The organism is Lacrimispora xylanolytica, assembly GCF_026723765.1.
Taxonomy (GTDB): Bacteria; Bacillota; Clostridia; order Lachnospirales; family Lachnospiraceae; genus Lacrimispora; species Lacrimispora xylanolytica.
Genome location: NZ_CP113524.1, coordinates 1,745,691 through 1,770,541, shown reverse-complemented (window position 1 = coordinate 1,770,541; position 24,851 = coordinate 1,745,691). Strand labels below are relative to the sequence as shown.

The 24,851-nt window shown below is 41.9% G+C and carries 22 protein-coding genes; 5 read left to right on the top strand and 17 right to left on the bottom strand.

Translation table 11 applies throughout. From position 1 onward, the window contains the following. Positions 1 to 313 precede the first annotated feature (313 nt). The 3 genes from OW255_RS08340 to OW255_RS08330 all read right to left on the bottom strand — a co-directional run bounded on the left by OW255_RS08340 (position 314) and on the right by OW255_RS08330 (position 6,033). Positions 314 to 2,257, bottom strand: coding sequence for a methyl-accepting chemotaxis protein (locus OW255_RS08340; protein WP_268116350.1), 1,944 nt, complete (start codon positions 2,255 to 2,257; stop codon positions 314 to 316). A gap of 364 nt (positions 2,258 to 2,621) precedes the next feature. Beyond that, positions 2,622 to 4,700: a methyl-accepting chemotaxis protein gene (locus tag OW255_RS08335; RefSeq protein ID WP_024836375.1), complete on the bottom strand. Its 2,079-nt coding sequence runs from the start codon at positions 4,698 to 4,700 to the stop codon at positions 2,622 to 2,624. 166 nt (positions 4,701 to 4,866) lie between these two features. Beyond that, positions 4,867 to 6,033 carry a tyrosine-type recombinase/integrase gene (locus OW255_RS08330; protein WP_268116349.1) on the bottom strand — a complete coding sequence of 389 codons (1,167 nt, stop codon included), beginning with the start codon at positions 6,031 to 6,033 and terminating at the stop codon, positions 4,867 to 4,869. Positions 6,034 to 6,614: 581 nt separating this feature from the next. Between OW255_RS08330 and OW255_RS08325 the strand changes: the two genes are divergently transcribed. Continuing rightward, positions 6,615 to 7,034, top strand: coding sequence for a GNAT family N-acetyltransferase (locus OW255_RS08325; protein ID WP_268116348.1), 420 nt, complete (start codon positions 6,615 to 6,617; stop codon positions 7,032 to 7,034). 1 nt (position 7,035) lies between these two features. Beyond that, positions 7,036 to 7,458 (top strand): hypothetical protein, encoded by a 423-nt coding sequence (locus OW255_RS08320; RefSeq protein WP_460647069.1) that lies wholly within the window; start codon positions 7,036 to 7,038, stop codon positions 7,456 to 7,458. Between the two features lie 121 nt (positions 7,459 to 7,579). Here the strand turns inward: OW255_RS08320 and OW255_RS08315 are convergent, their stop codons facing one another. The 6 genes from OW255_RS08315 to OW255_RS08290 all read right to left on the bottom strand — a co-directional run bounded on the left by OW255_RS08315 (position 7,580) and on the right by OW255_RS08290 (position 14,065). Next, the gene (locus OW255_RS08315) at positions 7,580 to 8,092 is read right to left on the bottom strand and encodes a GNAT family N-acetyltransferase (RefSeq protein ID WP_268116347.1); all 513 of its coding nucleotides are present in this window, start codon (positions 8,090 to 8,092) and stop codon (positions 7,580 to 7,582) included. Positions 8,093 to 8,174: 82 nt separating this feature from the next. Further along, on the bottom strand, positions 8,175 to 10,277 hold the full coding sequence (locus OW255_RS08310) for a methyl-accepting chemotaxis protein (protein WP_024836379.1): 2,103 nt from the start codon (positions 10,275 to 10,277) through the stop codon (positions 8,175 to 8,177). A gap of 263 nt (positions 10,278 to 10,540) precedes the next feature. Next, positions 10,541 to 11,377: a pirin family protein gene (locus tag OW255_RS08305; protein WP_024836380.1), complete on the bottom strand. Its 837-nt coding sequence runs from the start codon at positions 11,375 to 11,377 to the stop codon at positions 10,541 to 10,543. 27 nt (positions 11,378 to 11,404) lie between these two features. Then, positions 11,405 to 11,968 (bottom strand): NADPH-dependent FMN reductase, encoded by a 564-nt coding sequence (locus OW255_RS08300; protein WP_024836381.1) that lies wholly within the window; start codon positions 11,966 to 11,968, stop codon positions 11,405 to 11,407. 176 nt (positions 11,969 to 12,144) lie between these two features. After that, positions 12,145 to 13,077: a cysteine synthase A gene (gene cysK / locus OW255_RS08295; RefSeq protein ID WP_024836382.1), complete on the bottom strand. Its 933-nt coding sequence runs from the start codon at positions 13,075 to 13,077 to the stop codon at positions 12,145 to 12,147. Positions 13,078 to 13,273: 196 nt separating this feature from the next. Then, on the bottom strand, positions 13,274 to 14,065 hold the full coding sequence (locus OW255_RS08290) for a CAP domain-containing protein (protein ID WP_268116346.1): 792 nt from the start codon (positions 14,063 to 14,065) through the stop codon (positions 13,274 to 13,276). 436 nt (positions 14,066 to 14,501) lie between these two features. Between OW255_RS08290 and OW255_RS08285 the strand changes: the two genes are divergently transcribed. The 3 genes from OW255_RS08285 to OW255_RS08275 are packed head-to-tail and all read left to right on the top strand — an operon-like array spanning position 14,502 to position 17,359. Next, positions 14,502 to 15,071 carry a helix-turn-helix domain-containing protein gene (locus tag OW255_RS08285; protein ID WP_268116345.1) on the top strand — a complete coding sequence of 190 codons (570 nt, stop codon included), beginning with the start codon at positions 14,502 to 14,504 and terminating at the stop codon, positions 15,069 to 15,071. Position 15,072: 1 nt separating this feature from the next. Beyond that, positions 15,073 to 15,783: an ABC transporter ATP-binding protein gene (locus OW255_RS08280; RefSeq protein ID WP_268116587.1), complete on the top strand. Its 711-nt coding sequence runs from the start codon at positions 15,073 to 15,075 to the stop codon at positions 15,781 to 15,783. Beyond that, complete coding sequence (locus tag OW255_RS08275) at positions 15,776 to 17,359, top strand: hypothetical protein (protein WP_268116344.1); 1,584 nt, start codon at positions 15,776 to 15,778, stop codon at positions 17,357 to 17,359. Before OW255_RS08280 ends, OW255_RS08275 begins: the two co-directional genes overlap by 8 nt. 79 nt (positions 17,360 to 17,438) lie before the next feature. Here the strand turns inward: OW255_RS08275 and OW255_RS08270 are convergent, their stop codons facing one another. The 8 genes from OW255_RS08270 to nikB all read right to left on the bottom strand — a co-directional run bounded on the left by OW255_RS08270 (position 17,439) and on the right by nikB (position 24,850). Continuing rightward, positions 17,439 to 17,870, bottom strand: coding sequence for an RrF2 family transcriptional regulator (locus OW255_RS08270; protein WP_024836387.1), 432 nt, complete (start codon positions 17,868 to 17,870; stop codon positions 17,439 to 17,441). A gap of 79 nt (positions 17,871 to 17,949) precedes the next feature. Beyond that, entirely contained in the window at positions 17,950 to 19,107 is a 1,158-nt protein-coding gene (locus OW255_RS08265; RefSeq protein WP_268116343.1) for a PP-loop family protein, read from the bottom strand. Beyond that, complete coding sequence (locus OW255_RS08260) at positions 19,100 to 19,888, bottom strand: tRNA threonylcarbamoyladenosine dehydratase (RefSeq protein WP_268116342.1); 789 nt, start codon at positions 19,886 to 19,888, stop codon at positions 19,100 to 19,102. The genes OW255_RS08265 and OW255_RS08260 overlap by 8 nt, the downstream gene beginning before the upstream one ends. Positions 19,889 to 20,011: 123 nt before the next feature. Next, the gene (locus tag OW255_RS08255; protein WP_268116341.1) at positions 20,012 to 20,761 is read right to left on the bottom strand and encodes a class I SAM-dependent methyltransferase; all 750 of its coding nucleotides are present in this window, start codon (positions 20,759 to 20,761) and stop codon (positions 20,012 to 20,014) included. Positions 20,762 to 20,765: 4 nt separating this feature from the next. Beyond that, positions 20,766 to 21,506, bottom strand: coding sequence for a class I SAM-dependent methyltransferase (locus OW255_RS08250; protein WP_268116340.1), 741 nt, complete (start codon positions 21,504 to 21,506; stop codon positions 20,766 to 20,768). Continuing rightward, the gene (locus OW255_RS08245; RefSeq protein ID WP_268116339.1) at positions 21,493 to 23,082 is read right to left on the bottom strand and encodes an ABC transporter ATP-binding protein; all 1,590 of its coding nucleotides are present in this window, start codon (positions 23,080 to 23,082) and stop codon (positions 21,493 to 21,495) included. Before OW255_RS08245 ends, OW255_RS08250 begins: the two co-directional genes overlap by 14 nt. Further along, positions 23,075 to 23,920, bottom strand: coding sequence for an ABC transporter permease (locus OW255_RS08240; RefSeq protein WP_268116338.1), 846 nt, complete (start codon positions 23,918 to 23,920; stop codon positions 23,075 to 23,077). Before OW255_RS08240 ends, OW255_RS08245 begins: the two co-directional genes overlap by 8 nt. Further along, positions 23,921 to 24,850, bottom strand: a complete 930-nt coding sequence (gene nikB, locus OW255_RS08235) for a nickel ABC transporter permease (protein WP_268116337.1) — start codon at positions 24,848 to 24,850, stop codon at positions 23,921 to 23,923. Between the last annotated feature and the right edge of the window lies 1 nt (position 24,851).

The window sequence follows — 24,851 nt, the reverse complement described above, 5'->3', positions numbered from 1 at the left end:
CTCTTCTTAAGAAGCATCTACAGCAACAGCAACACTTCATCAGTTGATTCTTGTTCTGTTTGCAGCTCATCTTCATATCCTAATCTCCTTATTCATACTATATATATATGTTTACTATACTGTGACCTCTTGTATTTGTCAATATTTTTTTATGAATTAAATTTTACCAGGAAATGAGCAACAAAAATTCACTTTATTAAATCCTTACTTTAAATAGAAAATTTTAGAACTATATTCCCGTTCTCTTCTTATTAAAATCTCTCTGTAAACAATGGCTGCTTACAGAGAGATTATGCTATCTATATCGGTCTTATTATGAGTTTTTAATGCGGAACTCTTCAATTAATTCCTTAAGCTGCTGCATCTGGTTTAACAAATCCCCGCTGGTTGCAGCACTCTCTTCTGCTGTTGCTGAGTTTGCCTGGGTAACCATGGAAATCCTTTGCATTCCCTCCTCAAGCTCTGTGACGCGGTTGGACTGATTTTCTAAGGATTCGGAGATTTTGGCAACCAAAGTATTGATACTGCCGGTCTGCTCCACTATGGTCTTAAATACACCTGCTGTCTGTTCCGTATTCTGTTTCCCCTGTGCCACAGATTCTATAGTGCTGTGGATCAAGTCTGTCGTCTGCTTTGCTGCATCCGCACTCTTTGATGCAAGCTGACGGACCTCATCTGCCACTACAGAGAAGCCTTTTCCGGCATCTCCTGCACGGGCTGCCTCTACCGCAGCATTTAAAGCCAATATGTTGGTCTGAAATGCAATATCATCGATAATCTTAACTATACTTTGAATTCGTTTGGAAAACTCATCAATGTTAGCCATGGACTGTAACAGCCGTTCCATCTCCTCATTGCCTCTTTGAGTCTCCAAAAGTGCGGATTCCGTAGCATCTTTCATGGACAGAGAGTGCTGTGCATTTTCCTTAATATAACTGGATACCATCTCTAAGGAATTGGTAAGTGCTTCTGTAGTCGCTGCCTGCTCTGCTGAATTTTCTGCAAGATTTCTACCAGTTAAAGCCACCTGTTCCGAGCTGCATCTTACCTGATCTGTGGATTCCGCTATGTGGAAAAGGGTAGTGTTAAGAGAATTAAGTATCTGCTCCAATGCGTTTTGAATGGGAACAAAATCACCCTTATACTGGACTTCACTACTGATTGTTAAATCCTTGGTAGCCACTCCATGTAACACTGCTGAAATATCTGATATATAAGTGCGCAGTCCGCAGATGGTATTTTGAAGTGCCAGTAGAAGCCGGGCGATCTCATCCTTTCCGCCTGTCTCAGGTACCTCTAAAAGTAAGTCTCCCTCTGCCAGCTTCTCAATTCGGCGTGTCGCCAATACAATAGGCTCTGTAATCTTATTGGCAAAGATACGGGTGATTAAAATAGCCAACAAAATAAGGGCGATTCCAGTTAAGGCACACATTACTATGGTAAAACGTACTGCTCCTTCAATCTGAGTCACTGGCATGGTAACTGCAACATTCCAGCCTTCCGGACCGCTTAATGGAGTGAAGCCTACTAAACGGCGGGCCCCTTTATAAAAGCTAAATCCCGTCCCTGTGTTTCCTTCCATCATCTGTTTAAATATCTTTGATGTAGGGATATAAGAGGAATCTTTCTTTGCAAGTTCGATATAATCCTTGGGATTAGTTACATCATCGGGGTTTGGATGAACGACGGTGACTCCATTGCGGTCAACGACAAAGGCGTATCCACTTTCACCCACTTTAATCTTTGTCAAGCCATCCATAATGGTCTGGTATGGCAATGCTCCGTATAAAACCTTCCCCGTATTACCAATAGGCGCTCCGATATAAAGAACAAGCTTATTCTCTGAATTTACAAATGGATTAGAGATATAGGTTACCCCGTTCGCTGCCTGCTTAAAGAATTCCTGGTCTGCGATCTGGTCTCCCTTATCATTGGTTCCCTTGGAATCTGCAATGGTTATGTAGTCAAAGCCCGCTGCCGCTGCCTCTTCACTCAGAAGGAGCTTCTGATCGGCGGTAGATGTCTTCCCATCGGTCAGAAACCCTTTGGAAGCAGTGATACTAAGTTCACTGCGGTAAATATTCAGCACAGAATCAATCCCCTGCTGATACGCTGCCGCAAGATATGAGGAATTCTTTTTTGCTTCTTTCATGGAACTATTATAATAAAGAAAAGAAGAAATGGTAGTCAGAAATATGACGGTAAAACCTAATAATAATGAAATAAAAAGTAATAGCTTGTTTTTTAAATACTTCACGATTCTATGCCTCCTTAGTATAACCGAAAAGCCTCCCTCATTTTTAACACCCTCATTTTCTGGCGGAAGCATCTGTGACAGGCTGGTTTCCTGCTGTCATAGTTCATCCGGATCAAGAAGTATTTTTACGGTATCAAAAACTATCGTACTATGTTTTTCGACTTGTATTTTGCATAGTATACCATAAATGGCAAATTTCGGCAACTGAACTCTTTTGTATTCGACATGCAATTTACACACATTTAAAGCAACATTAATAAAAAACTCTTATAAACACAGGAAAACGCCTGGTCCAAATCCATCTGACCGGCGTTTTCTTGATATTTTTACTCAATTGCTCTATTTACTTTTTGTCTCCCTATACTTAATAGAGAACAAATTTGCTCACTTCATTATTAAGAACCTGGGCCTGGGCTGCAAGCTCCTCACTGGATGCAGAGCTTTCTTCTGCAGTAGCTGCATTGGTCTGAACTACAGCAGACACCTGGGAAAGTCCCTGATTAATCTGACTGATAGAGGCGGCCTGATCCGAGGAGGCTTTGTCAATCTCTTGAATCACTTCTACTACCAGCTGTGATTTTAATGCTACATCCTGAAGAGTTTCTGAGGTCTCAGCAGCCATTTTCTCGCCTTCTGTTACTGTAACGGTAGAAAGTCCGATCAGTTCCGAGGTCTGTTTGGCTGCCTCTGCTGATTTTGCAGCAAGATTTCTGACTTCATCGGCAACCACTGCAAATCCCTTACCTGCTTCGCCTGCTCTGGCTGCCTCCACCGCAGCATTTAGTGCAAGTATATTTGTCTGGAAAGCAATGTCCTCAATCACCTTAGTGATGCTTGATATTTTCTCAGAAGCCTGACTGATTTCATCCATAGCTGCGTTAAGCCTTTTCATATGATGATTGCTTTCTGTCAGACCGTCTCCAGCCTGGCGAACATAATCGGAAGCCTTTCTTACATTCTCTGCATTCTGTTCTGCCTGCATGGAAATGCTGATAATAGAAGCGCTCAGCTCCTCTACAGTAGCCGCTTGTTCCGTAGATCCAGAAGCAAGGGCCTGGGCTGCAGAGGAAACCTGCTCTGCTCCAGTATTCACCTGATCGGCCGTAATTTTTATGGCTGTGAGAGTTTGATTTAAGGAATGAGATATCTGTAACAACGCTTCTTTAATCGGCTGAAACTCTCCTGCATAATCCTGTTCCAGATCTATTTTGATATCTCCTCTTGCCATGGTTTCAAGAACAGAGGTGATTTCCTTTATATATCCAATGTAGCGGTTTAGCTGGACCACCGTACGGTTTAAGGCATTGGCAAGCTGTCCCGTCTCATCCTGAGATTTGACATCTGCTGATATATCAAGCCTTCCATCTGCAATCTGATTCGCGGTATTGGTCAGTGCCTTTAATGGTGCAACAATTCCCTTTGATACAAGGAAGATCATTCCCACTACCAGGGATACTGCAATCAGGAATATAACGGCCATTGCAGCAGTAATCTTATTATACTCACTATAAAACTCTTTTAAGGGAAGTCCTGTTGCTACCATCCAGCCGGTATCACCAATCTTACTTACATATCCGTGTACCTCTACTCCATGGGAAGCATACTGAATTTTACCTTCTAAAGAAGTTAAAAGTGCCTGTTTAATGCCATCAGACATATCCTGTTCGCTGACCTTCTTATTGATCATCTCCTCCTTGGGATGATAGATGATCTGTCCGTCTGCGGAAGTAACTATGTAAAATCCGGTATTTCCAAGCTGATAAGAACCGATGGTCTTTTTAAGTCCATCCAAGGAAAAATCAATGCCTACTGCTCCTACGATCTGACCGCCATTTCCTGAATACACAGGGGATATGATGCTTACGATCTGGGCCTTTGTGGTAAAATCTTCATAGGGCTCCGTCATTACTGTTTTCTGTTCTTTTAACAATGTCTGGTACCAGGGCCGATCTGATATCTGATAGTCTGCATCGGATACAAACCCATTGGATTGTGCAAGCTGGCTGCTGTCAAAATCAGAAATCCAGATGCTAAGAATATTTTCCTGATCCGTATCACTATTGTTTTTCAATGACTGGATTACATCTGCAAAATCCTGACTATCCTGGATTTTAGTACCTGGCTTTAAGTCTGTAAATAATTTTTGTATCTGCACACTTTTGGAGAGCTGATCGGCACTGTTTCTATACCGGTCGAAAAATTTCTCCATCTCAATGGAAGCTGTCTCTGATTTTGCCTCCAGCTTCTCCTCTGTCAGCTGATCCACATTCACCCGCACCAGATTCAGTAAAATAAGCCCCACGATACAATAGGATAAGACGACTGGAACTCCTATAAAAATAAGAATTTTAGCCAGTAGACTTTTTAGGCCAGTTGCTTTGGCCTTGGCACCAGAAGAACTGCTTTCTTCATTACTTTTCCTTTTTTTCTTACGTTCAGACATGACTTTTTCTCCTCTTAGTTATTTACCTACTCAGGAAACGTAGTATTGTATTTCCTCTTCCTCCTGTTGAAATGCTTCTTGATTCCTGCTAACAGAAATGTTAATATTGTTTACCTGTTTGATGTGACGCAGTATACTTGATACTGCGTTTTACTAGAATATCCTTTTATAAACACATACTTTCCAAATTTAAGACGGAGTAATCGACGGCGAATGGTGCTTCTTGTGTATTCATTATATATAAATTGTTAAATTTACTTATGGCTGCCTTTTTATGCTCCATTAACGAATGGGCATATACATTAAGAGTAATTGAAACTCCGGAATGTCCCAATAATTCACTGACGGTTTTTATATCTACCCCTAACTCCAAGGCTCGGGTGGCGAAGGTGTGTCTGATCGTATGGAATTTGCGGTCAGCGATTTTATTATCCTTTAATATTCTTTTAAACAGATTCTGAAACCTCCTAGGATCATAAGGAGTATCATTTCCAGTAAATAGAAAATAGTTATTCGTACCGTTATATAAACTGCTATTAATTAACAGCTTCAGAAGAAATTCAGGAAGAGGGATTTTTCTGATCGATTTACGGCTCTTTGGAACGCCTATATGTAAGGCTGTTTTGCTATCATTGTTCTCAAATACTCTTATCCTGGATACAGTTCTCATAATAGACATAGTTCCTGATTCTATATCAATATCGTCCCACTTAAGTGCGCAAAGTTCTCCCAATCGTATCCCGGTATAAAAGCATAAAATTATACCAATGGCACTTGAATCATCACATTTAAGCACTCCTTGTTCAATCTTCTGCTGTTCTTTTGTCGTAAATACCTGCACTTCTCCACATTCTGTATTTGGCAGCTTTATAAGATCCAAAAGTTCATGTAGTTGAGGGGAGGCTTTTAATATCTCTTTTAAAGCAATTTTAAAGATAGAAAATATTTTCTTTTTCGACGTATCTGCCAAAGTATCATTTTCTCTTATGTATTTTACAAAGCTGGAAACTGATTCTTTTGTTATATTATTATGTTCTTTCTTTGTGAAAAAGGGTATTATGTGTTTGTAGACACATCGGTAATAACTCTCATATGTAGACGGCTTTACACGCATCGAAACTTCTCCCGTAAGCCAGCAAAGGAAAAGTTCCGTGGCATTATTACTTTTTACAGATGTTTTGCTTATATTATCTTCTTTAAAATCCTTCATTTTCTCTTTAACTTCCCTGTATGTTCTGGCATAAAAATAATGATATTTTCCATTTTTATTTAGACTCCTCCCCTCCCAACGTCCATCTTTCCGTTTATAAATGTTTTCTCCTCTTCGTGCCATTGCTAATCTCCTTTCACTGATGTAGTATTTTTTATGACGTTTCCTTTGACGGCGAATAAGTCAATAAACACTATAATTTCATAGTATGAACCGTTATAATATCGCATAATTTGTGTATATAGACGCATTTCTTCATGTAATCCACTGGTTTGACAATTTATGACAGATATTGTATAATAAAATTGGATGAAATATGCAATTATTTAGGAGCACAGTATCAAGTATACTGCGTTCCTTTTTTTATATTTTAGTGCCTATCAATATTATTTGACCAACCTATAAAATATAGGAAAAATAAGGTTTTTTCAATATTAACTTTCATCATGTCTCCTGCACAAACTAAATAATCAGCCGTAATCGCTATATTCTACAGGCGTATTACCTCCATGCAAGAAGACAAGACAATTTCTTTCTTGACATAACATTGGAACTATAATATAATCTGATTTACAAATTAAATAAACGCTTTCACTCATCACCGGGTGAGTGATTATAAGGCATCCAAGACTTAATCGTAGGTACGGTGTTTCGACACTATAAGATTTAGTCTTGGATGCCTATTTTGTTGGAAAGGAAGAAGTATGGATATTAAAGTATACGAACAATTACCAGAGGATGCAAAATACATCCGCAGAAACGTGTTTATTGAGGAGCAAGGATTTGAAAACGAATTTGATGATATTGATGATATGTCTACACATATTTTGATATATGAATCATCTATTCCCGTTGCTACATGCAGGCTTTATTATAATGATGAAAGGCAAAGCCATGTCATAGGACGTATTGCAGTTTTAAAGAAATTTAGAGGGAAAAATTATGGAGCTGAATTGATTAAAATGGCAGAACAAGAAATTGTAAAAATGCAAGGGAAAACGGCCCATTTATCTGCACAAGTCAGAGTGTCTGCGTTTTATAAGAAAAATGGATATATTGCAATGGACGAAGTTCATGTTGATGAAGGATGCCCACATGTTTGGATGAAGAAGGAGTTGAGATAATTTGAGTATGGGATATATTGCTCCACTATTACTTGTGATTTTTTGTAATCTCTGTTATCACTTGCTAAGCAAAAATTTACCAGGAAATACCAATCCGTTTATAGGACTGGTGGCAACCTATGGAGTGGCGTTTATTGGTAGCATGATTCTCTTCTTGATTACTAAAAACACCATATTTGCTAATGAAAAGAACAGCATTAATATTTTTAATCTTGTCATTGGATTGATTATTATAGGCGTGGAAGGAGGATATATGCTGATGTATCGAACAGGGTGGGAAGTGAGTAAAGCTTCGGTATTTGCAAATATTGTTCTGGCAGGTCTACTTTTGATTTTAGGGGCTGTTTTGTTTAAAGAATCAATAGATGCTAAAAAGATTATTGGTGTGGTATTGTGTGCTTTAGGAATTGCACTATTGAAATGACAAATTCCAGTTTGTAGGGATATAAAATATACAAATACAGGAGCTAAGAATCAATAAAAACAGGCATAATATTTTTATCCAATTTGCTCAAGCAACTGTTTACCATATAAGAGTATTGCGTTTATGTAAGATCAATCCAAAATCTTTGCTCAACAATTCCATCCACCAGAATTTCGTTTTCCAGAATACCACCATTGTTCTGTATACTTTTAGAAGAGCCAATGTTGTTTTTGTCACATACCATCAATACTCGATCTAACCCGATTTTCTTACATTCCTGCAGTGCCAGACCAATCATTTTGGTTGCCACACCTTTTCTTCGTTCCGTGGGTCTGACTCCATCACCAATGTGTCCGCCATTTAACAGAAGTGCATCGTTTAAATAATGACGAATATTCACCGCTCCAACAAATATATCTCTTTCTTCATCTAAGCAAAAAAGTGTAGTATCCGGCACTGTAGCAGGCGTAGGATTTTTGTTCTCTAAATTATCTCTATAACTGTCAAAATCATGATAATCACATCGTCTTATCGCATAGGGTACAATTTGCTCACCTGTCCCACTCCATTCTTCCATCATATCAAATAATTGTTTTTTATACTTTTCATCCAATGGAACCAATCGTAAATTCATGCCACCACTCTCCTTTTTACTTATAGCATTAGGCGGATTATAAACAATCCGCCTATCTTTTAAGGGTTTCTATATAAAAATCTTAATACTTACCGGTACCAAATGCTTCTTCTGGTGTATCAACAAAATAATCATCTGTCTGCTGCATCGTTTGGTAAGATACTGCCGGAGTATCTTTTAAAGTAAACTTCTCCACTTCCTGCTGAAGGATAAGCGCCTGAGCTGCAAGCTCTTCACTGGAGGCAGAGCTCTCTTCTGCTGTTGCTGCATTGGTCTGAACCACTGCAGACACCTGGAAAAGTCCCTGATTGATCTGTTCAATGGACTGGGCCTGGTCATAGGAAGCTTTTTCAATCCGCTGTATGGATTCGTTGGCGAGTCTGGCTTTCTCTGCTACATCCACTAGAATCTGGGTGGTCTCTTCTGCAAGCCTCTCTCCCTTGGAAACGGTTGCCGCGGAATGGTCGATAAGCTCTGCTGTCTTTTTCGCAGCCTCGGCTGATTTGGCCGCCAGATTCCGAACCTCATCTGCGACCACGGCAAAGCCTTTTCCTACGCTTCCAGCCCTGGCTGCCTCAATTGCAGCGTTAAGTGCCAGAATATTAGTCTGGAATGCAATGTCTTCAATGACCTTTGTAATGGTTGAAATCTCAGCAGAAGACTGGCTGATTTCACCCATAGCAGAGTTTAATTCCTTCATGCGGCCGTTGCTTTCTTTGATTCCTTCATCAGCTTGAACCACGTATTCTGTCGCCTTCTGTACGTGAACCACATTCTCCTCCGCCTGATTCGCAACACCAGTGATCGAGGCATTCAGCTCCTCTACAGAGGAGGCCTGCTCTGTGGCGCCAGAGGCCAGTGCCTGAGAAGCGCTGGAAACCTGATCCGCGCCGCTGGCTACCTGATCGGATGCACCTTTGATATTGGTAAAGGTTGAATTTAAATTGTTGATAATCTTATTTAAAGCGTCTCTGATTGCTGTAAAGTCACCGGTATAATCCTGAACAGTCTCTACCGTACAATTTCCCTGCTCCAGACTGTTTAAAACATAGGAGATTTCCTGAATATAATCATTTAACTTATTGACTGTGGTTGTAAAGGATTTGGATAGCTTTCCGATTTCATCTTCAGAATCCACCTGGGGCACTTCTGAATGTAGGTCGCCCAAAGCTAAATCTTCAATTCTCCGAACCAAGGAGATGATCGGATTTACAATGGGGCCGGCAATCCGAAATGCCATAACAACTGAAAGAATTACAAATAAGGCTGAGAGTAATACGGTGATTCCAATGGATGTATAAAAGCTTGATAGCATCTCGGAAGTCTTTGCAGTAACTGCGATAGACCAGCCATCTGTTCCTGGAATGCTCATATAGCCAACAACCTGCTTAGCACCTTTATGCATAACTGTGTCAAGTCCTGTCTTACCAGAGGTCATTTTCTTAATAAGGCTTGCTAATTGGGCAAAGGAAGAGTCCTCTTTTGCCTTCTCTATGTAATTTACCTGGTCGGTGACTATGCTGGTATCAGGATGAGCCAGATACTTTCCTTCCTTGTCCACGATAAAACCGTATCCGGATTTGCCTATAGACACATCATCAATCATCCCACTAAAGGTATTGCTGTCCAGTTTTGCATAGACAATCCCCTTTTGACCGCCCTTGGTAATTGGTGCCGCTATAATCATAATTACTTTTCCATCCACTGTGCTTACCAAGGTGGAGGACAAATATGTATTTCCTGCCATTGCCTGCTTAAAATACTCACGATCACTGACATCGGCACCATTGGTTGCTTTTCCGTTTGCATCCGTAACTGCAATCTCTAAAAAGCCATTCTTTTTTGCCAGCTCATCCATGACCTGTTTTCTTGCTATTTGTGGTCTTGATGCGTCAGTAATCAGTTCGTTCTGTGCAAAGGACTCAACCTGGAACCGGTATACATTGATGGCATTTTGTACCGCCACGCAGTATGCATTACGATTTTCAATCAAACGGGTCTCCATGTTGTTTTTCGAATCATTATATAAAACAATGGCATTTGCAATTCCGAAGAAAACGGAAATGACAACTGCCAATCCTATAATGCCCCTTAAAAGATTCTTTTTTATTGATTGTTGCTTATTGACTGTTTTACCTGCGCCGTTCAGGTTCTGGGGTATTTCATTCTTTGACTCTTTTTCCACTTTTGTATCCTCCATGTTTTTCTAAATGAAGCATAATCAGGAAGGAACCGGCTTTTGAATTTTTAAGTCAGAGGCTTTCAGTTATACTCCATTTATGGGTAACCGATTTAAGCATAGCACTTAAAAAATAACAAGTCAACACAGTAACCTGCATTTTATTATCAATATTTTAATGAAAAACAAGGACTATTAATAAGATAAGAAGAAATGCATAAAAACAGATCCACAGTTCATAAAAAAACTGTGGATCTGCCAAAGATTCATTATTTGTGTTTGATAAATGTTCCTCTGCGAAGCTCATCAAATGCCAGGTCCAGTTCTTCCTGGGTATTCATGGCAATTGGCCCTCCCCAGGCAATGGGTTCATGAAGCGGCCTGCCGGAAAAGAGAATGAACCGAAGGTCTCTGCTTATTGAGGCTTTCACCGTGATTTCATCTCCTTCCCCAAATAAAATGGCTGTTTTTTCAGGAATGTTCTGATCCTCAACTACGCCATCTCCCTGAATCAGGAAAATATAAACGGTTTCTTCGGAATTGGTTGGTAAGGTGATTTCCTCTCCTTTTGGAAGTTCTACATCATAGATGGTAGCAGGAATATGCTTTGGAGTTACCCCCTTTGCACCCTGAAAGCTTCCAGATAGTACTCCCACTGTGGCATTTCCACTTGGTACTCTTGGAATCATATCCTTTGTAATAGGAAGATACGCCGGATCCGCCATCTTTTCTTCCCGGGGTAGGTTAAGCCAAAGCTGCAGGCCCAGCATCTTCTCTGATGGCTGAGGCATCTCCTCATGGAGAATTCCGCTGCCTGCTGTCATCCACTGGCATTCCCCGGAATTGATCGTGCCCTTGTTTCCAAGGCTGTCTTTATGGTCCATTCGACCGGAAATCAAATAAGTAACGGTTTCAATTCCTCTGTGAGGGTGCATGGGAAAACCTGCTATATAATCGGCCGGATTAGTAGAATCAAAGGAATCCATCATTAAAAATGGATCAAATTCCTTCACATCATGATATCCCAACACACGTACCATATGAACACCTGCTCCGTCTACGGCTCTCTGGCCACGGATCTGCTTTTTGATATTTCGCCTGCTCAATTTCTCTTCTCCTTTTACTTCTATATATTAGGAAGCAGATACTTTATTTACCCACTGAGAAAACGCCTCCATGTAATTCTTTAAATACTCCAGGCTGCTCTCGTCTGCGAATTCGCCTTTATCATTTAACTGGTCAGCAACATTGCTGATGTAGGCTTCTGGCTGCTGCAGCATAAAAACGTTTAAAAATGTCATTGGCTGACGTAAATGATGGTTCGCACCAAAGGCTCCAAGACCTCCTGGAGTTACACTGATGATACCGCCTGCCTTTCCATCCCATGCATTACTTCCGTATGGTCTGGAAGCGATATCAATGGCATTCTTAAGTACTGCCGGGAATGAACGGTTATATTCTGGTGTAACAAAGATAACTCCATCCAGTTCTTTGATTTCGTTACGGAATCTGACCCAGGAATCAGGAGTGGTTCCATCATCATCAAAGTCCTGATTAAACATTGGTAAATCACCTATTTCGATAAATTTAAGGGAAAGCTCTTGTGGAGCCACTGAAACTGCTGCCTTTGCTACCGCAAGGCTAAATGAATCTCTCCTAAGGCTTCCGACAATAACACCAATCTTTTTTGTACTCATAATTAGTTCTCCCATCTTATTTTATTTGAACTGACCCGTTCTCTGTAAATCTGCTCTTTACAATCAGTATGGGGCAGTAATCCTTTTCATGATAAAGGAATTAGTCTTATTATAATTAAAACTGAAATTCATTGTCAAGTATCATTCTTGATCGTACCCCTATATTCTGACAAAAATCAATCAGCAAACATACTTGTTGATAAATAACGATCACCTGTGTCGGGAAGAAGCACAACAATATTCTTCCCCTCATTCTCTGGCCTCTGTGCCAGACGAATGGCAGCCCATACAGCTGCGCCCGAAGAAATTCCTACTAAGATTCCTTCCATTTTTCCAATTTTTCTACCGGTGTCAAAGGCGTCTCCATCGGCAACCGGAATTACTTCATCATAAATATCCGTATTTAAAACATTTGGTACAAAACCAGCACCGATTCCCTGAATCTTATGAGGACCGGCTGTTCCAGTTGATAATACCGGAGAGGTTGCAGGTTCAACCGCAACAATTTTTACCGATGGATTCTTGGATTTTAGATACTCTCCCACACCGGTAACTGTGCCGCCAGTACCAACACCAGCGACAAAAATATCAACCTTGCCGTCCGTGTCTTCGTATATTTCGGGACCTGTGGTCTCTCTGTGAACCCGGGGATTAGACATATTGTTAAACTGACTGGGAATAAAGCTGTTAGGAATTTCTTTCGCTAATTCCTCTGCTTTTGCAATGGCCCCTTTCATTCCCTTGGAACCTTCAGTAAGAACCAGTTCTGCCCCATAAGCTTTCATCAAGGTGCGCCGTTCCAGTGACATGGTCTCCGGCATAACGATCATGACCCGATACCCTCTGGCTGCTGCCACGGATGAAAGTCCTATACCAGTATTCCCGGAAGTTGGTTCAATAATGACAGAATCCGAAGTTAAAATTCCGGCAGCCTCCGCATCATCGATCATTGCTTTGGCTATTCTATCCTTTACAGAACCGGCAGGATTAAAGTATTCCAGCTTTCCTAAGAGCTTTGCCTTTAAGCCTAATTCTTTTTCTATATTAGATAATTCAAGAAGCGGAGTTCTTCCAATAAGCTGATCCGCTGAAGTATATATTTTTGCCATATGTTTTGTCTCCTTTACGCTGCTATTATTTCAAAGAATTACTAATCTAATTTTACTTTTTAAAACATACTTTGTCAATGGGTTTATATGCACTTACTAATTAGAGGCAATAAAAAACCCTGGGACCTCTGACAAAAAATGAGAGATTCCAGGATCTTGATTTTGGGAATTTTAAAAATGCAATGAAAAGTAAATATTAATATGTAAACAGCTGTACCCAGTACTGTGTTCCGCTTCCGTTTTGAGTATTGCCTACACCGATATGTGTAAAGCTCTTATTCATGATATTTGCACGATGTCCCGGGCTGTTCATCCAAGCAGTTACAACTTCCTGAGGAGTTCTCTGGCCCCAGGCAATGTTCTCACCTGCTCCACGGAAATTTACCCCCTGCTCTTTTAATGCGCTTGAGAAAGAACTTCCGTTAGGACGAGTGTGGTCAAAGTTTGACTGAATCTCATTGGCTCTTACGCTAGCTGCCTTTTCAACACTTGGATCGATGGTAAGAGGTGCAAGACCTTCTTTTGCTCTTTCTGTATTTACCAGATCAACTACCTGCTGTGTGTAAGTCTTGTTAGTGGTGTTGGTATTGGTATTGGTATTGGTATTGGTATTGGTATTGGTATTTGTGTTGGTATTAGTGTTTGTGTTGGTATTAGTGTTTGTGTTGGTATTGGTGTTTGTATTGGTGTTGGTGTTGGTGTTTGTATTGGTGTTAGTATTTGTATTTGTATTGGTGTTTGTACCATTTCCGCCGTTCTGGCAGCTATTTAAATACTTGTTAATATCATTAATATTGATATTATTACAATTAATACCCATCTGCTGTAATTTTGTTTTTAAATCATCGGAATTGGAGAATCCATTGATAGAAATTACATTTCTTCCTGAGAATGAAGGGATATTACACCTCACTGCTGCGTTTGCCGTTAATGGGATCATGCTTGTTAAAGTCAGTGTCATCAATCCAAGTGCTGTTAATTTTCTCAATTCATTTGCCTCCTTTGAATTATTACATTTGTGTTACGTTTATGTTACATTTATATGATAGCACCGAATTTCCCATTTTACCAGTGGAAAGAATTGGGATTTTCCTATTAAGTAAAAACCTGTTAAATTTTTGGTAAAAAGGGGTAATGATTCAGACTTCTGGTAATTATATCGCAAATTTGCTCGTTTAAAAGTGATTAATATGATATAAATTGATATTTTTGGAAATAAGCCTGTTCTCATTTCTTGTGAGGTCACGAAATAAGAGAGGTTATCTTCTGGTTTTTCTTTGCCTACTGTATCAATCATATTATATAAATTGATAGGAACTTAAAATAAAATACAACTTATATCCAAATATCACCATTGCTGCAATATTATCATCTATGATAATATTATTACAGATGATAATATTTTCTAGTATCAGGAGGTACACATGGACAAAAAAATAATGAAACATATGATATCCTGCTTCGTAGATCCCGTCGACTCAAGAATTCTTCTTGAGATAAAAGAAAGAAAAACAGCTACTGCAAAAGAGCTGGCCCTGACGCTGACCGACATCTCCCAGGCGTCTCTGTATCGTCACCTGGGAAAGATGGTCAAGCATGGAGTTCTGATCATAGCGGAAGAACGGCCGGTACGGGCATTAATGGAAAAGGTCTATGCACTAAACATGGACGAAAACCTGGACATTCCCCGTCTGCTGAAAGAAAACCGGGGAGATGTGTATATGAGTCTGTTCGCTCAGTTTTCCGCCGCTCTCATGAGGGAATTCGCAGATTATACCGCCCGTGATGGTATTGATATTCTAAAAGATGGTTCCGGCTTTTCCACCGGCCCCATTGCTGTAAATTCTCAGGAGTTAGAAACTTTAATGATTCAAATTGGGGAACTGATTGCTCCTTACCGAATGCCGGAGCAAGCCGCAAAATCTGGAAGAAAGATGCACTCCCTGGCTCTTATCGTTACCCCACCCAAACAAGGAGGAGAAAAAAATGAGTGAAATACTGAGAATTGATCATTTAACCAAGACTTATGGAGGTAAAAAAGCAGTGGATGACGTAAGCCTCACCATACATGCAGGCGATCTTTTTGGCTTTATTGGACATAACGGAGCAGGAAAGACCACCACCATCCGCTCAGCAGTGGGGATACTGGATTTTGAACAGGGAAGCATTATGGTTGACGGTCATTCCCTGGAGGATGAACCTCTGGCCTGCAAACAGGTGATTGCCTACCTGCCGGATAATCCTGATCTTTATGACTATTTAACAGGAATCCAATATCTCTCCTTTATAGCCGATATCTTTCGTGTAGGAAAGCAGGAACGGGAGGAACGAATTGCTGATTATTCCAAACGGTTGGAGCTAACGGCAAATCTGGGTGATTTAATTGGCTCCTATTCTCATGGAATGAAGCAAAAGCTGGCACTCATCTCCGCGTTTTTGCATAAACCGCGTTTACTGGTTCTTGACGAGCCTTTTGTCGGACTGGATCCATCAGCAGCTTTTCGGCTTAAAGAGATGATGAAAGAGATGTGTGACCAGGGAGGTGCCATCTTTTTTTCCACCCATGTATTGGACGTGGCTGAAAAGCTGTGCAACCGCATCGGCATTATCAAAGGCGGCAGGCTGATTGCCTGCGGAAGCACCGAAGAGGTGCGGGGAGATTCAAGCCTTGAGCACGCGTTTTTGGAGGTGTTAGACAATGACTGACGTGTTTTTACTAAGTAAAATCCAGCTCCTTGGACTTTTTGGTATCAATAAACTGATCCATACCAAGGATACTCGGGCAGGGCTTAAGGCCATGGGCATGGGAATCGTGTTCCTGATGCTAGGGGCCGAGGCGGTCTTTTTCAGTTATATGATTTCGGCAGGTTACGCTGCGATTGGGCTGGTGGAACTGGTGCCTGCTATCTCTTTGCTGCTATTCTCCTTAATTACCCTGGTCTACACTTTGATCCACAGCAGCACAACCTTGTTTGGATTTTCAGACTTTGACATAATTATGTCCCTTCCGGTTTCCAAGTCATCTGTTATTCTAAGCAGATTACTGACGGTGTATTTAGGCAATGTGATCTTTGGCGGTGTGGTTATGATTCCGGCTTTGGTGGTCTTTATGAACGTCACCGGATCACCGGTCATCCTCTGGCTGTCGGCGCTTCTCATCTGGCTGTTAGCTCCGCTTCTTCCCATGATTGTATCCATGTTCATTGGAGTGGTGATCACGGCCATCAGCGTTCGGTTCCGTCACAAAAACCTTGTGATCACTCTCTTAAGCCTTACAGTAACCCTTGGCACGTTGGCACTCTCCTTTTCCATACAGTCCATGGATATGGATTTGCTTGCTGACCTTGGCCTGCAGCTGGGGAATGCAATTCGTCATTTATATCCACCGGCAGCATTGGTCACTGCTGCACTGTGGAAGAGAAGTGTTTTGGCATTGACAGGCTTTGCTCTTTTGTCAATCACTGCTTCTGCTCTCTTTGTATTTCTTCTATCCAAAGTATACACAAATATCAATAACGCGTTATTTACCCAGCATACCCGCTCCGCTTACCGGGTTACCCAGTTATACGCGAAAACCCCAAACAAGGCACTTTACCGCAGAGAGTTAAAGCTTTTGACCTCCTATCCGGTATACCTGCTTAACACTTGTTTCGGTTCTGTGATGATGGTGGGGTCCATCTTGCTCCTTAAGGTGTTCGGTTCCAGACAAATTTCCGACATGTTAGAACTGCCGGGGCTTTCAGATATGCTGCAGCACATGGCTCCCTTTTTTCCAGCCATTTTTGTTACTATGTCATCCACTACCGCTGCTTCCCTTAATATGGAGGGGAAGCACCGCTGGATACTAAACTCTCTTCCAGTGAGCACTAAGGCAGTTTTTGACTCCAAGATCATGGTGAATTTAACGGTTCTGCTGCCAGCCATTCTCTTTAGCAGCGCTATTTTATCCATGACCTTTCCATTTAAATTCATTACCGTACTGATGATTTTTATAACGCCAACCGTCTACGCCCTGTTTATTGCAGTTGTGGGTTTGTCCGTCAATCTTCGTTTCCTGAAGTATGACTGGAAGAGTCCTCAGGAGGCGGTCAAACAGTCTATGTCAGTCATGGTGACCATGCTTATTGGATTAGCAGCAATTGCAGCTCCGGTAGCATTGGGGCTTTCACTTCCGCAGTGGAACCAGTACATCACTGTTGCCGCCACCTTTATTTTGGCAGCAATCACTGTTGGATTGTATCGAAGCCTTGGCCGCTTTTCCACAAAGAAATTCCTTGGTTGATTTAGAGCTGTCACACAATACAAAACAGCAAGGGGCCTGATAAAAGAATCAGACTTCTTGCTGTTTTTACGCTCAATGTCTATATGATGTAATTGTCGCTGTAATCACTCTTACGAACCAGATCTGCAATGGTGATTCCATCAAAGTAATCATTGATCAGTTTGTTTAACCCTTCCCACATCTCGAGGGTCTGGCAATGGGATGCCCGGTTGCAGTTATTCGCCTCCCCTTCCATGCAGGAAACAGGAGCGAGGGAGCCTTCCGTCAGTCTTAAAATGCTGCCTACCGTATAAAATTCCGGATCCTTAGCAAGTTTATATCCGCCGCCTTTTCCTCTTAAGGAAATAAGAAGGCCATTCTTGCTGAGTATGGATACGATGGATTCCAAATATTTTTCCGAAATCTCCTGGCGCTCTGCGATATCCATAAGCGTTATAAATTCTCCGTTGTTATGCTCTGCAAGGTCTATCATTAGTCTGACCGCATACCGGCCCTTTGTTGAAATTTTCATAAGATATAACCTCCTTAATCATAATTTACCACAAGGTTAGTATGTATTTCAAGGATGACTTTGAAATACGGCCTAAAAATTACTTGTTTTCATCATATTCATCAAGAAAATGATGGACAGTCCCATTTTCCTTATAAGCAATTATGGTATTTAAATTCACGTTTTCCACACTTTTAAAAATATTGCCTTCGATATAAGGATTTACTTTTTTAAGTTCTTTAATTAAATCCTTAATTTCCACTCTTTTGGATCCTGTGTTCCCATCGGTTCTGCAGGTAGTACAGGTATCAGTAAACCGGCAGGCACACTGGATAAAATGAAGACCATTATAATCTCTCCACGCCTTAATATCATCTTCCCGAATCAGATACATGGGACGGATGAGTTCCATTCCTTCAAAATTCGTGCTGTGAAGCTTCGGCATCATGGTCTGAATCTGGCCGCCGTACATCATACCCATAAGTATGGTCTCGATGACGTCATCATAATGATGGCCTAATGCGATCTTATTACAGCCCAGCTCCTTGGCTTTGCTGTACAGATATCCCCTTCTCATTCTGGCACAGAGATAGCAGGGGGATTTTTCCACATCGTAAACGGCATCAAAGATCTGGGTCTCAAACACGGTGATTGGGATGTTAAGAAGCTTTGCATTGTTCTCTATGACTTCCCGGTTCATCCCGTTATATCCAGGGTCCATAACAAGGAATACAAGCTCAAAGGGAAATTTATTATGGCGCCTTATCTCCTGAAACAGCTTCGCCATTAACATGGAATCCTTGCCGCCGGAGATGCAGACTGCTATCTTGTCATGTTCCTTTACCAGCTGATATTCATTAATGGCCTTAGCAAACCGGCTGAATATGTTCTTGTGAAATTTCTTTCGCAGGCTTCGTTCAATTTCGTCCAGACGGACAGCGCTATCCTCTTCTTTTTCCTTCTCCATAGAGCTAATAAGCCATGTTCCATAGCCGCCCTCTAAGTTATAGGCTTCAAAGCCTTTTTGAGTCAGATATTCTGCTGCCTCCACACTGATAACGCCTTTTAAGCAGTATAAAATCACTTTTTTACCAGCAGGAGGAACGTACTCACCCTCTAAGATTTTTTCCAGATCCACCTGAATGGCTCCTGGAATAAAACCGTGATTGTATGCGGTCTGGTCCCTGACATCGATAAGCAGGCATTCGTTCTCATCAAGTTCTTTCATCTGGTCCAATGACAGGCTTAAATCAGGCATCTTTATTCCTCCTCGTGGAATCATCTGCCATCCTAGCCAGATCCTTTATCACTTCTCCAGCAATAATCAGACCTGCCACGGAAGGAACAAAGGCAACACTGCCTGGAATATCCCTGCGGTCCGTGCATTTATGCTTGGCTCCCGGAGGGCAGATACAGTTTGTCCGGCAGCTGATGGACATATCCTCAATGGGTCTTGTGGGTTTCTCTTTGGAATAAACCACCTTTAATTTTTTGACCCCTCTTTTTTTCAGCTCTCTTCTCATGACCTTCGCTAAGGGACACATGGTTGTCTTATATATGTCAGCCACTAAAAAGCTGGTAGGGTCCAGCTTGTTTCCTGCTCCCATACAGCTGATGACCGGAACTCCGGCTTCTTTGGCCTTCATAATCAGCTCAAGCTTGGCGGTGACTGTATCCACGGCATCTACAACGTAATCATATTCTTTAAAATTAAAATCTGCCGCATTTTCCGGCAGAAAGAAGCACTGATGCATCTCAACCTGAGCATCTGGATTAATTTCCAGAATTCGGTCTCTCATAACCTCAACTTTATATTTACCCACTGTTTTTCTTGTGGCAATGATCTGTCTGTTTAAATTGGTCAGACATACCTTATCATCATCTACCAGCACAAAGGAACGGACTCCGCTTCGAACTAAAGCTTCCACGACGTAACCGCCCACTCCGCCAATACCAAAAACAGCAACTTTTGCTTCCATCAATTGACCCATGGCTCCTTCGCCAAGGAGAAGCTGGGTTCTTGAAAACTGATTCAACAACTGATTCTACCTCTTTCTTATCAATATTATATCATTTTAGTAGGAATAAAAAACACACTTCAAGTAATTATACTTCGAAATGTGCTTTTGGGCAAATGATTTTTATTGGAGATTTGCAGAATCTTATTTTATTGCATAAATGGAAAACATGGGTGTGGAGTTATAATTGATTTTTTCTTCTTCCGACCACACCTGTTTCCACACATCAGGGTCTGATTTTACCTTTGATACGGCAAAGCTGTTTAGTATCTCAAGATCCCACTGGGGTCTGCACCTGCTGCTTAAGGGCAGCTTTTTGGCAATTGACTCCATGGCATCGATATCTGTGCATGTGTAATGATCCTCCACACACAGCTCTTTGACTCGCTTTCTGTCCGTTTCATAGCCTTTTCTTTTTTCATCATCGAATAAATACTGATACCAGTTCGCATCAAAGTTTAAAAGAACTCCGCCCTTTTTTAAGACCCTCAGCCATTCTCTATAAGCCTTCTCTGGTTCTTTTAAATTCCAAGTCACATTTCTGCTGACAACTGCATCATATGCCTCTGATTCAAGGTCTGTATTTTCTGCATCAGAAAGCACCCAGGTAATCCGATCCTTTAATTCTCCTGCATTTATTTTAGCCCGATTAAGCATAGATTCTGTACAATCCACAGCAGTCACTTGAAAACCGGCCTCTGCTAATATGATGGCAAAAAAGCCTGGCCCGGTGCCCATATCAAGCACTTTTATGTTTTTTCTGTCTCCAGGCAAATAATGGGTGATGACGTCCAGCCATTTTTCCTTCTGGCTGGAAGAGAGCTCCTTTTCATTTACCTGGGAATACCCCATGGTGCGGCTGGTCCAGTATTTTTTATTTTCTTCCAACAACATGATTTCATTCCCCCGCTTTTTCTGCTGCTAATAGAAAAGTAGGTGCTTTCTCCCCATTCTTCTCCCTGAGAATCCTGAATCCGGCATTCCTATCGCACCTGCAATTTATATATCCAGTCTCTATTAGTACCTTTAGGTCCCAATCCGGTCTTTTGCTTTGGCTGATTTCCATAGACTTTGTAATCTGGTTTGATTCTAAAAGAAGTTCCCTGGTCACGCCCATATGGCTGCCGGAGCCGACATATTCCTTTTCTTCCTCCCCAGGATCCAGGTTTAAGACCTCTTGTCCATAATCGGCATCAAAGTTTAACAAAAGCCCGCCTTTTTTCAGAACTCTCAGCCACTCTCCGTATGCTTTTTTAGGATCTGGTAAGGTCCAGGTCAAATTCCTGGCAATGACCACATCAAAGGACTCATCCGGAAACTCCAGGTTCTGGGCATCCATCACCTGAAAGCTTATGGAACGTTTCAAATCCTCTGCCAGACTTTTTGCCTCATCAATCATGGCAGGAGTAAGATCAATTCCACATACTTCATGCCCTTCCATGGAAAGAAGTACCGCAAAATATCCGGCCCCAGTCCCAACATCCAATATTCTAAGGGGAGCTTTATCCGGTAAATATGTTCTGATTTCTGTCAGCCATCGCTTACTGATTTCATCTTCCAGTTCCATTCTTCGTACAGCCGAAAAATCATGGGCCCGTCTGGTCCAATACTTTTTAACCCGTTCTTCAATCTGTTCCAATTAAAATGCCCCCATCCATTCTTGCAGTTCTCAGTAATTTTTTAGTATAATCCTGACTTGGATTTTTTATTAAATCTCCAGCCGCCGCAGCCTCTACGCACTCTCCCTTGCAAAGCACCATGATGGTATCACAAAAGCTGCTTACCAGCACAAGATCGTGGGAAACGAAAATGACTGCCATTCCAGTTTCCTTTATAAGCCCTTTTAATAATTCAATGATTCCATTTTGTGTGGATACATCCAGGGCACTTGTAATTTCATCACACAAAAGCAGCTCCGGGCCAACAGAAATCGCTCTTGCAATGGCAGCTCTCTGGCATTGGCCTCCGCTAAGCTCAAAGGGATACCGGTCAGCAAGCTCCGGGGATAACCCTACCCTCTTCATGAGTGTATGGATTCTTTTGTCCCTATCCTCTTTGTCTTTTACGTCGCATAAGTTTTTTATGGCTTTTCCAATGGTCTGGCCAATGGTATATCTTGGGTCAAAGGATTCAGATGCATTTTGGAACACCATCTGCAGCTTGCCAAAATCCGCTCTATCTCTCCGCTTCTTCATGATCTTATTTTTAAAAATCACCGATCCGTCCGTAGGGGAGCAAAGGCCTGCAATCATGCTGAGTAAGGTGCTCTTTCCGCTTCCGCTTTCTCCTACTACGCCAAGTATTTCTCCTGCCTTTACTTCTAACCCAATCTGGGACAGGGCTAAAAATGGTATTTTCCTTCTCTTATACTCTTTGCTCACTTCCTGAAGCTTTAATATACTTTCAGAGCTTCTCTCTTTTATGATGTGACCAGCCGTTCTTACTTTTGGTACTGCCTCCAACAAGGCTTTTGTATAAGGATGCTCCGGCGCTTTCAGTACCTTAGAAACAGGTCCCCATTCCGCCAGCTTTCCCTCATATATGACCCCTACCTTATCTGCAATTCCTGCCAGTAGGCCTATATTGTGGGTCACTAAAAGGATAGAGGTATTTGTATGGGACCGTACTCCTAAAAGTTCTTTCATTACATGTTCCTGTGATTCCCCATCAAGGGCACTGGTAGGCTCATCGGCCAGAAGGAGACGAGGTTTTAACAAAATGGAGAGTGCAATGGCAATTCTCTGATTCATACCGCCGCTCATCTCGTAAGGGCAGCTGTCTAAAAGCTCTCTTGCTCCCCATAAGTTCATGCTTTCAAACGTGCGAAGAACAAGTGGCTCAAACGTATCCTTTTGATACATCCCATGGCTTTTTAAGGTTTCTATGAACTGGCTTCTGTAGGTTCGAATGGGATTAAATGAGGCTTTGGGATTTTGAAAGATCATGCCCAGCCCTCTTCCGCATAACATCTCAATCTGCTTCTTTTCTCCGGCCAGCATATCCAGATCTTCAAATAAGATACGATCCGCAGATACGTTTAGATTAACAGGTTTCTTAGGAAACAGCGCTCGTAACAGGGTGCTTTTCCCACACCCGCTCTCTCCCACGATTCCTATGATCTCTCCTCTGTTTACCTCAAATGATACATCCTGTAAAATGGGCTGGTTTCCATAATTTACAGACAGATTTTTTATGGACAGAACTGTTTCACTCATATGCGCCTCTCCCCACTCCAAAATAATCCCTAAGGGAATCTCCAAGCAGCTGAAACAATAACACCGTGATAAAAAGAGCGGCTCCAGGTGCCATTACAGCCCAGGGTGCCTGCTGCATATAGCCGACAGCCTCGCTGATCATGGACCCCCATTCTGCTTCTGGTACTAAAACTCCAAGACCAAGATAAGATAAGCCAGCAAAGCCAATCATTACCGATGAAATCTGAAGGGAGGCATTGACGAGCAGCTCTCCTGCAATTCCTGGCAGAATGTGTTCCACCATGATTTCCAAGCCAGTGCTTCCGCTTAATCTGGCAGCACTGATATATGCCTCATTTTTAAGTGCCATCACAAGTCCTCTGGAAAGCCTTGCATAGGTGGTCCAGCCAGTTAAGGCGAGGGCAAGGATAGCATTTGTCATGGTTCCGCCCATAAGACCTGCAACCCCTATGGCCAATATCATCTGGGGAAATGCAAGGAAGATGTCGCAGATTCCAGTAACCACCCGGTCTAAGAATCCTCCGTAATAACCTGCCAGTACACCGAGAACTGTGCCTGTTGTAAGAGAAGCTGCCACAACCAAAAGAGCGGATACAATGGAAGTCCTTGTCCCCATGATAACTCTGGAAAAAATACAGCGGCCCAGCTTATCTGTCCCGAAGAAATACTTAAGATTCGGGGCTCCCTTTCGGTATAGGGCATTGGTCTCATAGGGATCATTGGGCACTAAATGGGGCGCCAAAAGACTAATGACTACAATCATTAAAATCAATAACAGAAGCAGAATCACGTTTCTTTTTATATAACTTCTATTCTCTATACTTTTTAATCTAATCATCTATAACTCCTCCAGTCTGGGATCCAATAGATGATAGCAAATATCAACAATCAAATTGATGACCACATAAATCACCGCCATAACCATGACAAATCCCTGTACAACCGGATAGTCTCTTGCTGTGATGGCATCCATCACCAGTTTCCCCATTCCAGGCCACATGAAAATAGTCTCAATCACCACACTTCCGCCAAGGAGTGTTCCAAAGGACAGACCTGCAACGGTGAGTATTGAGATCATGGCATTTTGAAGGATATGGAAGATAAGAATATATGGCTTTAATACACCTCTGGCCTTAGCCCCATCAATATACTCCATTCCTATCTGATTCAGCACAGATGATCTTACTTGCCGGATCAGCCGGCAAGACAGAGGAAGGGCCAGAGTCAGCGTGGGAAGAAAAAGTCCTTTGACACTGCCCTTTGCAATTACGGGAAATGCCTGGATGCGGAGGCAAAAAAAGTACATAAGCAGCACGGCTAATAAAAACCCAGGAACAGCATTGCCTGCCAGGCAGAACCACTTCATCACCCGGTCTAAAGCCCCATTCTTTTTTACTCCGCAGTAAACTCCAAGTGGTATGGAAATCACCAGGGCCGAAAGAAAGGCACTAAAAGAGAGAATGCCGGTGTATTTCATGGCCTTTATAAGCTTTTTTGCAACCGATGTCCCATCTTTATAGGAATTCCCCATATCCCCATGAATGAGATCGGAAAGCCAGTTGAAATAACGCAGCCCCCACGGGCGGTCAAGCCCCATTTCCCTTCTCGTTTCTTCAAGGATCTCTTTTGAGACGGCCACCCCCTGGGCACTCAGCTTTTTCTGAGCCGGATCACCAGGAGTCAGGGAAAGGAGAGCAAAGGTCAGAAAGGTGATGCCAAGTAAAACCGGAATCAGCTGTAGAAATCTCCCTGCTATATATTTTTTCATG

Coding starts and splice junctions, on each gene's coding strand:
- OW255_RS08265 (WP_268116343.1), bottom strand. CDS start 19,107: ATGCCTGATTTAAGCCTGTCATTGGACCAGATGAAAGAACTTGATGAG.
- OW255_RS08335 (WP_024836375.1), bottom strand. CDS start 4,700: ATGTCTGAACGTAAGAAAAAAAGGAAAAGTAATGAAGAAAGCAGTTCT.
- cysK (WP_024836382.1), bottom strand. CDS start 13,077: ATGGCAAAAATATATACTTCAGCGGATCAGCTTATTGGAAGAACTCCG.
- OW255_RS08255 (WP_268116341.1), bottom strand. CDS start 20,761: ATGTTGTTGGAAGAAAATAAAAAATACTGGACCAGCCGCACCATGGGG.
- OW255_RS08300 (WP_024836381.1), bottom strand. CDS start 11,968: ATGAGTACAAAAAAGATTGGTGTTATTGTCGGAAGCCTTAGGAGAGAT.
- OW255_RS08240 (WP_268116338.1), bottom strand. CDS start 23,920: ATGATTAGATTAAAAAGTATAGAGAATAGAAGTTATATAAAAAGAAAC.
- nikB (WP_268116337.1), bottom strand. CDS start 24,850: ATGAAAAAATATATAGCAGGGAGATTTCTACAGCTGATTCCGGTTTTA.
- OW255_RS08325 (WP_268116348.1), top strand. CDS start 6,615: ATGGATATTAAAGTATACGAACAATTACCAGAGGATGCAAAATACATC.
- OW255_RS08270 (WP_024836387.1), bottom strand. CDS start 17,870: ATGAAAATTTCAACAAAGGGCCGGTATGCGGTCAGACTAATGATAGAC.
- OW255_RS08285 (WP_268116345.1), top strand. CDS start 14,502: ATGGACAAAAAAATAATGAAACATATGATATCCTGCTTCGTAGATCCC.
- OW255_RS08330 (WP_268116349.1), bottom strand. CDS start 6,033: ATGGCACGAAGAGGAGAAAACATTTATAAACGGAAAGATGGACGTTGG.
- OW255_RS08315 (WP_268116347.1), bottom strand. CDS start 8,092: ATGAATTTACGATTGGTTCCATTGGATGAAAAGTATAAAAAACAATTA.
- OW255_RS08245 (WP_268116339.1), bottom strand. CDS start 23,082: ATGAGTGAAACAGTTCTGTCCATAAAAAATCTGTCTGTAAATTATGGA.
- OW255_RS08275 (WP_268116344.1), top strand. CDS start 15,776: ATGACTGACGTGTTTTTACTAAGTAAAATCCAGCTCCTTGGACTTTTT.